The organism is Paenibacillus campinasensis (genome assembly GCF_002272015.1).
Taxonomy (GTDB): Bacteria; Bacillota; Bacilli; order Paenibacillales; family Paenibacillaceae; genus Paenibacillus_AQ; species Paenibacillus_AQ campinasensis.
The window spans coordinates 61314-68954 of sequence record NZ_NPBY01000011.1; the positions used below are offsets into that span (position 1 = coordinate 61314).

At 52.2% G+C, this 7641-nt stretch carries 7 protein-coding genes; 6 read left to right on the forward strand and 1 reads right to left on the reverse strand.

Going from position 1 to position 7641, the window contains the following annotated elements; translation table 11 throughout:
- Window positions 1-112 precede the first annotated feature (112 nt).
- From CHH67_RS03775 to CHH67_RS03790, 4 genes are all read left to right on the forward strand, one after another.
- Complete coding sequence (locus CHH67_RS03775) at window positions 113-319, forward strand: DUF896 domain-containing protein (protein WP_095263653.1); 207 nt, start codon at window positions 113-115, stop codon at window positions 317-319.
- Window positions 320-481: 162 nt separating this feature from the next.
- A complete protein-coding gene (locus CHH67_RS03780) occupies window positions 482-1003 on the forward strand; it encodes a hypothetical protein (protein WP_095263654.1) in 522 nt (173 codons plus the stop codon).
- 43 nt (window positions 1004-1046) lie between these two features.
- Window positions 1047-1838 (forward strand): HAD family hydrolase, encoded by a 792-nt coding sequence (locus tag CHH67_RS03785; protein WP_095263655.1) that lies wholly within the window; start codon window positions 1047-1049, stop codon window positions 1836-1838.
- Window positions 1839-2090: 252 nt separating this feature from the next.
- The gene (locus CHH67_RS03790) at window positions 2091-2507 is read left to right on the forward strand and encodes a FixH family protein (protein ID WP_095263656.1); all 417 of its coding nucleotides are present in this window, start codon (window positions 2091-2093) and stop codon (window positions 2505-2507) included.
- Between the two features lie 123 nt (window positions 2508-2630).
- Here the strand turns inward: CHH67_RS03790 and CHH67_RS03795 are convergent, their stop codons facing one another.
- Entirely contained in the window at window positions 2631-3167 is a 537-nt protein-coding gene (locus CHH67_RS03795; RefSeq protein WP_095263662.1) for a 1,2-dihydroxy-3-keto-5-methylthiopentene dioxygenase, read from the reverse strand.
- A 179-nt stretch (window positions 3168-3346) separates the two neighbouring features.
- Between CHH67_RS03795 and metH the strand changes: the two genes are divergently transcribed.
- Together metH and rnz are read left to right on the forward strand one after the other, a co-directional pair.
- The gene (metH, locus tag CHH67_RS03800; RefSeq protein ID WP_095263657.1) at window positions 3347-6787 is read left to right on the forward strand and encodes a methionine synthase; all 3441 of its coding nucleotides are present in this window, start codon (window positions 3347-3349) and stop codon (window positions 6785-6787) included.
- An 88-nt stretch (window positions 6788-6875) separates the two neighbouring features.
- Window positions 6876-7641, forward strand: a 766-nt coding sequence (rnz, locus tag CHH67_RS03805; protein WP_095263658.1) for a ribonuclease Z, incomplete at its 3' end; no start/stop codon positions are given.

The following is a 7641-nucleotide window of genomic DNA, read 5'->3' on the forward strand; positions in this document are numbered from 1 at the left end:
ATCACGTCTTTTCCTCCATGATGTTGTTCCAGAGCTTGTTCGGGCTGCGCGCCTTGACAAGCTCTATTCGTCATGTTTAAGTTATAATGATATTGGGAATGGAGGAGAAGTTATGGATATCGATACATTGGTTGAACGCATTAATGTTTTAGCCCGTAAACAAAAAAACGAGGGCTTGACCGAAGAAGAGCTGAAGGAAAGAGCAGAGCTTCGGGAAATTTATCTGAACAATATTCGCAAAAACTTCAGGCAACAGCTGGAGTCCATCGAGTGGGTAGATGACAACGACCAAAAAGGTGGCCCTAGATTGAAGCATTAAATGTTATATACAGCCTGATCCATCCCGGTCCCGATATGCACAGCAGCGGTACCATGAGATGGTTAGGTTCTTTATTATATGGAAGATGCCTGTTCAGGAGGCAGTCACAATCCTGAAGAATGATCATCGCTTAACATTGGACATTATTTTGGGAGGTCATGTATGTCACGGTCGTGGGAAAGAAAAGTGAACAAAAATATGGCGCAGCTTAACAAGCAGCGGAAAAAGCAGGGGCTGTCAGGTTATCAAGGCTCGGGTACGGCAGGATCAGCGGATATTTTCAGAGGACGCAAGTATGTGCTTCCGATCATCTTGCTGGCATTAGCCGCATTGTATGCGTTGCTCGGCACTTTTACAACGGAAGAGGGCCAAAGCAACAGCGTGCTCAACTGGGTTGGCGTCAGCTTGTATATACTGCTTGCTGTTATGATCTTTCTGCGCAAGCCGTATCTCAAGGTTGAGAAAGCGGCAGTTTCCACCTTTAAATTCAACCGTGAGCGTCGTCTAAACGTCTCGGAAATTGAGAAAATTCTGATTGCTGACGGTTCCGTGGTTATTCAAGGCAAGGGACGCGGAGGCAACTGGGTATTTTCTCGCTTGATTAACCGATATGATACGAAGGCGATGGGCGATAGACTTGAGGAGTTTGCCAAGGTACATCATATTCCGGTTGAACGCAGCTGATATCCGTTACAGGCTACTAGGGTGTTAATGAGGGGGAGAGATAATGGGGAAACTGGCGGTAGTGTTTGATCTGGACGATACGTTGTTGTGGGATGAGCGCAGTGTGGAAGAGGCGTTTGAGGCGACCTGCCGGACAGCGGCCGAGCATACCGGTGTGAATGCATCGGAACTGTTGGCTTCGGTCCGTGAAGAGGCCAGAGCGTTATATGAGTCATACGATACCTATGCATTTACCAAAATGATCGGCATTAATCCGTTTGAAGGTCTGTGGGCAAATTTCACCGCTGGCGAACAGCCGGAGTTCCGGCAGCTTCAGCAATTGGCGCCGGTCTACCGGAAAGAGTCCTGGCGCAGGGGGCTGCTGCGCTGCGGGATCGATGACGAGACATTGGCAGCTTCCTTGGCGGACCAGTTCGGCGCTGAGCGTAGAGCACGCCCTTATGTATATGAGGAGACCTATGAAGTGCTGAAATATTTGCAAGGCAAAGTGAAGCTGCTGCTGTTGACCAACGGCAGTCCGGACTTGCAGCAAGAGAAGCTGGATGGCGTGCCGGAGCTTTCCCCTTATTTTGATCACATTGTCATTTCGGGCAGCTTCGGCAAAGGGAAGCCGGATGTTTCCATCTTCACTCACGCTTTAGGGCTGCTCGGGATTGAGCCCCAGGATGCTGTGATGGTCGGGGACAAGCTGACTACCGACATTAAAGGCGGGAACGCAGCGGGAATGACTACGGTCTGGATCAATCGAACCGGCCGCCCTCATGATCCGGAGATTACCCCTGATTATGAAATCAAACATTTGACCGAGCTGTATGCGATTCTGTCCGAAGTATAGAATAGCATGGATGGCTCGGGGATATGATGTAACACCGAAATGGAAATAGGGAAGCTCGTGGAGCGGCTGTAAAGCCGCTTTACGGGCTTTTTTATATAGCTCTGTGATGTTCGTCACACAATTGTAAGGGGAATGAGATAGAAAAAAAAGGAGATTACAATATAATAAGGAGAACGAAGTAAAATTAGCGCTAAGATGTCGGCATGGGGTGTCGGCGACGATTTGGCGGATGATATAACGAGGTGGACGTGTATGTCGAGGAAGAAGATGGCTTTATTTGCTGCGATGGTGTTGATGGCAGTCGCGCTTTCGGCTTGCAGTGATGGCGATGCCAAAGGCGTCGATGACGAGATGATGCTGGAGCCGATTCTCGTTGATCTTACCCTAAGTCCGGATACAATCCAGGTCGGCGAGACAGTGGCAATTCAGGCCAAGGTTACGCATGGCGGAGCTCCGGTTGAAGATGCGGACAAGGTAGAGTTCGAGTTTGCGATGCAGGGCGGCGGCCTGCAGGTCACCGTACCTGTACAGCATGCGGGAGACGGGGTGTACCAGATGGACAAATCATTTGATCGTCCCGGTACATACCGTGTGATTTCGCATGTAACAGCCAGAGGCCAGCATTCGATGCCGCTCAAGGAGCTAACCGTATTGACATCCGATGAATAGACAAAAGGCAGTGCCTGAACCCTTCGTTAATCGGCGGGGCGGCACTGCCTTTCTCGTTGCGAACGCTTCTGTTCCATATGCCCGTATTCATGGACACAGGGTGAAGTAAAGCCGAATGTCGACTTATTTGAACTGTGGATCTGCTACAGGTGTAGCTACCCAGCCGTCTTTTTCAATGAAGAGACGAACGGCAATGATCTTCTTGTTGTCCATCAATGTGAAAAAGTGCGGTGTGTTCTCCGGAACGGAAATGACATCGCCAGGCTCAAGCTCGACGTTGAAGTAGCCGACCTCGTCCGAGCCTTTAATGATGAAAATCCCTTTGCCACCAACGATCGCGCGGATTTCATCCTCGGAGTGCGTATGGATCTCCTCAAATTTCTTGAGCAGCTCTTCCAAGTTCGGTGTGGATTCAGACAATGTGATAACGTCCCAAATTTTATAGCCGCGGCGTGCAGCCAGATCTTTAATCTCTTCATCATAGATGCTTAAGATGCGGTTCTTGTCCTCATCCGTCAGCTGAAAATTCTCACGCAGATCTGCCGGGAGTTTCTCCATGTTCCAGTGCTCGTAGACAACCTCTTGGCTGTTTAAGAATGCCCGGACATTATCTTCACCTGTGATGCGTTCGTTCGTATTTCGGATTACAATCTCTGCCATGTTCATATCCCTCTTTCTCCCGTTGGATTAATAAGTATTATAGCTCTCGTCACATGATTTGTCATCTGTTATAATGCAATTTAATCTTGCGTGATGCTAATCACGCGAAACCGGCTTCTTTTCTATTGAAAAATATTCTGCTACACTAAGATTTAACGTTTTCCGGGGAGGTCAGCAACTTGAATAAGCCTAGCTTGCAAGATGTGCTTAAAGAACGAATATTAATCCTTGACGGTGCGATGGGCACCATGATTCAGCAGGAGGATCTATCTCCCCAGGATTTCGGGGGGGAAGAGCTGGAAGGGTGTAATGAAACATTGGTCATTCATCGCCCCGATGTCATCCAGAGCATTCATGAAAAATATCTGGAGGCGGGTGCCGATCTTATCGAAACGAATACATTCGGCGCAACGTCGGTTGTTCTGGCCGAATATGATATACCCGAGCTTGCGCGCGAGATTAACCTGGAGGCGGCACGGCTTGCTCGTGCAGCCGTACAGAAGTACAGCACTCCGGAGCAACCCCGATATGTTGTCGGCGCGATGGGCCCGACCACGAAGACGTTATCCGTCACGGGTGGGGTGACATTCGCGGAGCTGGTAGCGAGCTATGAAGAGCAGGCGGTTGCTTTGATTGAAGGCGGCGTCGATGCACTGCTTCTGGAAACGTCCCAGGACACGCTGAACGTGAAAGCGGGGAGCATCGGGATTCGTCAAGCTTTTGACAAAACGGGTATTACCTTGCCTCTGATGATCTCCGGTACGATTGAACCGATGGGAACGACACTGGCCGGGCAAAATATCGAGGCTTTCTATATATCATTGGAGCATTTGAATCCGATCTCGATTGGCTTGAACTGTGCGACAGGCCCGGAATTTATGAGGGATCATATCCGCTCTCTGGCGGAAATGTCCAGCTGTGCAATCAGCTGTTATCCGAATGCCGGACTGCCGGATGAGAATGGGCAGTATCATGAATCACCGGAATCCCTCGCGCAGAAGCTGGCTGCCTTTGCCGAGAAGGGATGGCTGAATATCGCGGGCGGCTGCTGCGGCACAACGCCGGAGCACATCCGTGCGCTGAAGGAAGCGATGTTGCAATTCGCGCCTCGGCCGCTCACCGGCACACATCTTCCGGCCCTGTCCGGGATTGAGCCGGTCTATATCGAACAGGCCAATCGTCCGTACATGGTCGGCGAGAGAACGAATGTTCTTGGATCGCGCAAATTCAAGCGCCTCATCGCCGAGGGCAAATACGAAGAAGCCTCTGAAATTGCAAGAGCCCAGGTGAAAAACGGGGCCCATATTATCGATGTGTGCGTACAGGACCCAGACCGTGAAGAAGCCGAGGATATGCGACAGTTTCTGGAGCTGGTGGTCAAAAAGGTCAAAGTGCCGCTCATGATCGATACAACGGATCCGAATGTCATCGATCTTTCGCTGCAGTATTCGCAGGGCAAGGCGATCATTAACTCCATTAACCTTGAAGACGGGGAAGAGAAGTTTGAAAAGGTAACCCCGCTCATTCACAAGTACGGTGCGGCTGTCGTGGTGGGTACGATCGACGAGAGCGGACAGGCCATTCACCGCGACGACAAGCTGAAGGTGGCCAAGCGCTCCTATGACTTGCTCGTGAACAAATACGGCATTCCGCCGGAGGATATTATTTTTGATACGCTTGTATTCCCGGTCGGAACAGGGGACGAACAGTATATCGGATCAGCCAAGGAAACGATTGAAGGCATCCGGCTCATTAAAGAGGCGATGCCGAAGGTGCACACCATTCTCGGAATCAGCAACGTATCATTCGGCCTGCCGGAGGCCGGGCGTGAAGTGCTGAACTCGGTATATCTGTATGAATGCACCAAGGCCGGGCTTGATTACGCGATTGTCAACACAGAGAAGCTGGAACGTTATGCATCCATTCCGGAAGAGGAGCGGCGTCTTGCTGAGGAACTCATCTATCATACGAATGATGAGACGCTTGCTGCCTTCGTGGCGGCTTTCCGCAACAAAAAGGTGGAGAAGAAAGAGAAAATCTCCAACCTGAGCCTGGAGGAGCGCCTTGCTTCCTATGTTGTTGAGGGCTCAAAGGAAGGACTTATTCCCGATCTGGATGAAGCGCTCAAAATCTACAGTCCGCTGGAGATTATCAATGGTCCGCTCATGGAGGGCATGTCCGAGGTGGGCCGTCTGTTCAACAACAATGAGCTGATTGTGGCCGAAGTGCTCCAGAGCGCCGAGGTGATGAAAGCTTCGGTTGCCTATCTGGAACCTTTTATGGAGAAAAATGAAACATCCGTCAAGGGCAAAATCATGCTCGCCACCGTCAAGGGCGACGTGCATGATATCGGCAAAAACCTGGTGGAGATCATTCTCTCCAACAATGGTTATCAGATTGTGAATCTGGGTATAAAAGTACCACCAGAGCAAATTATAGAGGCATACCGGCGGGAGAAGCCGGATGCGATCGGCCTGTCAGGCCTGCTCGTCAAATCGGCGCAGCAGATGGTGTTGACGGCTCAGGATTTGAAAAATGCCGGCATCAGCGTTCCGATCCTTGTCGGCGGTGCGGCACTGACCCGGAAGTTTACGAAAACCCGCATTCGCCCTGAATATGACGGCATGGTGCTGTATGCCAAGGACGCGATGGATGGCCTTGATCTGGCCAATCGTATCAGCGATCCGGTGCAGCGGGATCTGATCGTCAAGGAGATTCTGGCGGAGCAGGAAGCGGAAGCAGCCGCGCCTAAAGTGGAAAAAACGATGCCCAAGCTGACCCGGGCGGTGCGCTCCAACATTTCGCCGGATGCGCCGGTGTACTTGCCGCCGGATCTGGATCGTCACGTGCTGCGCAACTATCCGATTTCGCATATTTTACCGTATATTAATATGCAAATGCTTCTTGGGCATCATCTCGGCTTGAAAGGCTCGGTGGAGCAGCTGCTGAAGGCGAATGATCCCAAGGCGGTATCGCTGAAGGAGACGGTGGATAGCATATTGGAGGAAGCTGTTCAGACCGGTTCTATCCAGGCCCATGCGATGTATCGGTTCTTCCCGGCTCAATCGCACGGGAATGACATCATCATTTATGATCCTGAGGATCACACGAGGGTGCTGCACACCTTCACCTTCCCAAGGCAGCAGGTGGAGCCTTATCTGTGTCTAGCGGACTTCCTGAAATCCGTAGACAGCGGGGTGATGGATTACGTTGGCTTCCTGGTCGTGACAGCGGGCCATGGGGTCAGCAGGCTGGCCAGTGAGTGGAAGGATAAAGGGGACTATCTGCGTTCCCATGCGCTGCAGGCTGTGGCGCTGGAAACGGCCGAAGGGCTGGCTGAACGGGTTCACCATATGATGCGGGACATCTGGGGCTTCCCGGATCCGGCTGATATGACGATGAAGCAGCGGCTCGGTGCGCGATATCAAGGCATCCGGGTGTCATTCGGCTATCCGGCGTGTCCGGACCTGGAAGACCAGGGACCTCTGTTCAAGCTCATGCAGCCGGAGGATATCGGCGTTCAGCTGACCGAAGGGTTCATGATGGAGCCGGAGGCGTCCGTATCCGCGATGGTGTTCAGTCATCCGGAAGCCCATTATTTCAATGTAGACAAAACTTGATGATGATACATGCGTAGGCAAACTGGCAGAAATCCTCCGATGCTTCGGAGGATTTCTCAGGTTTCACGCCCGAAAGGGGAGAAGAGGTATGGAGCTCTATTTTCTAGGAACGAATGCGGGTATTCCGACGCTGCATCGCAACGTAACGAGTGTCGCGCTGCGGCTGTTTGAAGAGCGCAGAAGCCTGTGGCTGTTCGATTGCGGCGAAGGCACCCAGCATCAAATATTGAAATCATCGCTCAAGCTGTCCAAGCTTGAACACATTTACATAACCCATCTGCATGGCGATCACGTCTTCGGACTCCCCGGGCTGCTGTCCAGCCGCGGCGCACAGGGGATAACAGCTCCGCTGACCGTGTACGGTCCGCCAGGGATTCAGGCGTTCATTCAGACGTCGCTGGAGCTGAGCCAGTCGCGCGTGCCTTATGAGTTGAATATTGTGGAGCATACAGGCGGGGTCGTGTTTGAGGATGACGGCTTCCGCGTGGAGGCGGCTAAACTGGAACATCGCGCCGAATGCTATGGCTACCGAGTGATCGAAAAGGATCTGCCGGGAAGTTTGGACCTGAAGCGTCTGGAAACCTATGGACTGAAGCCGGGACCGCTTTACGGAAGGCTGAAGCGCGGGGAGAGCGTGGAGCTGGAAGGGGGCGGATGGGTCCACCCGGCCGATGTGCTGCTGACACCGAAGAAAGGCCGCGTTGTAACGATCCTGGGGGATACCCGCCCATGTACCGGCGTCCATCAGCTGGCTAAGGGCGCGGACCTGCTCGTACACGAAGCAACCTTCTCTGCGGAGCTGACCGAGCTGGCTAACGAATATTATCACAGCACGGCGGAGCAGGCGGCGAAGG

Excerpts from the sequence above, each read along its gene's own strand:
- CHH67_RS03775 (WP_095263653.1), top strand. The coding sequence starts at position 113 with ATGGATATCGATACATTGGTTGAACGCATTAATGTTTTAGCCCGTAAA.
- CHH67_RS03780 (WP_095263654.1), top strand. The coding sequence starts at position 482 with ATGTCACGGTCGTGGGAAAGAAAAGTGAACAAAAATATGGCGCAGCTT.
- CHH67_RS03785 (WP_095263655.1), top strand. The coding sequence starts at position 1,047 with ATGGGGAAACTGGCGGTAGTGTTTGATCTGGACGATACGTTGTTGTGG.
- CHH67_RS03790 (WP_095263656.1), top strand. The coding sequence starts at position 2,091 with ATGTCGAGGAAGAAGATGGCTTTATTTGCTGCGATGGTGTTGATGGCA.
- CHH67_RS03795 (WP_095263662.1), bottom strand. The coding sequence starts at position 3,167 with ATGGCAGAGATTGTAATCCGAAATACGAACGAACGCATCACAGGTGAA.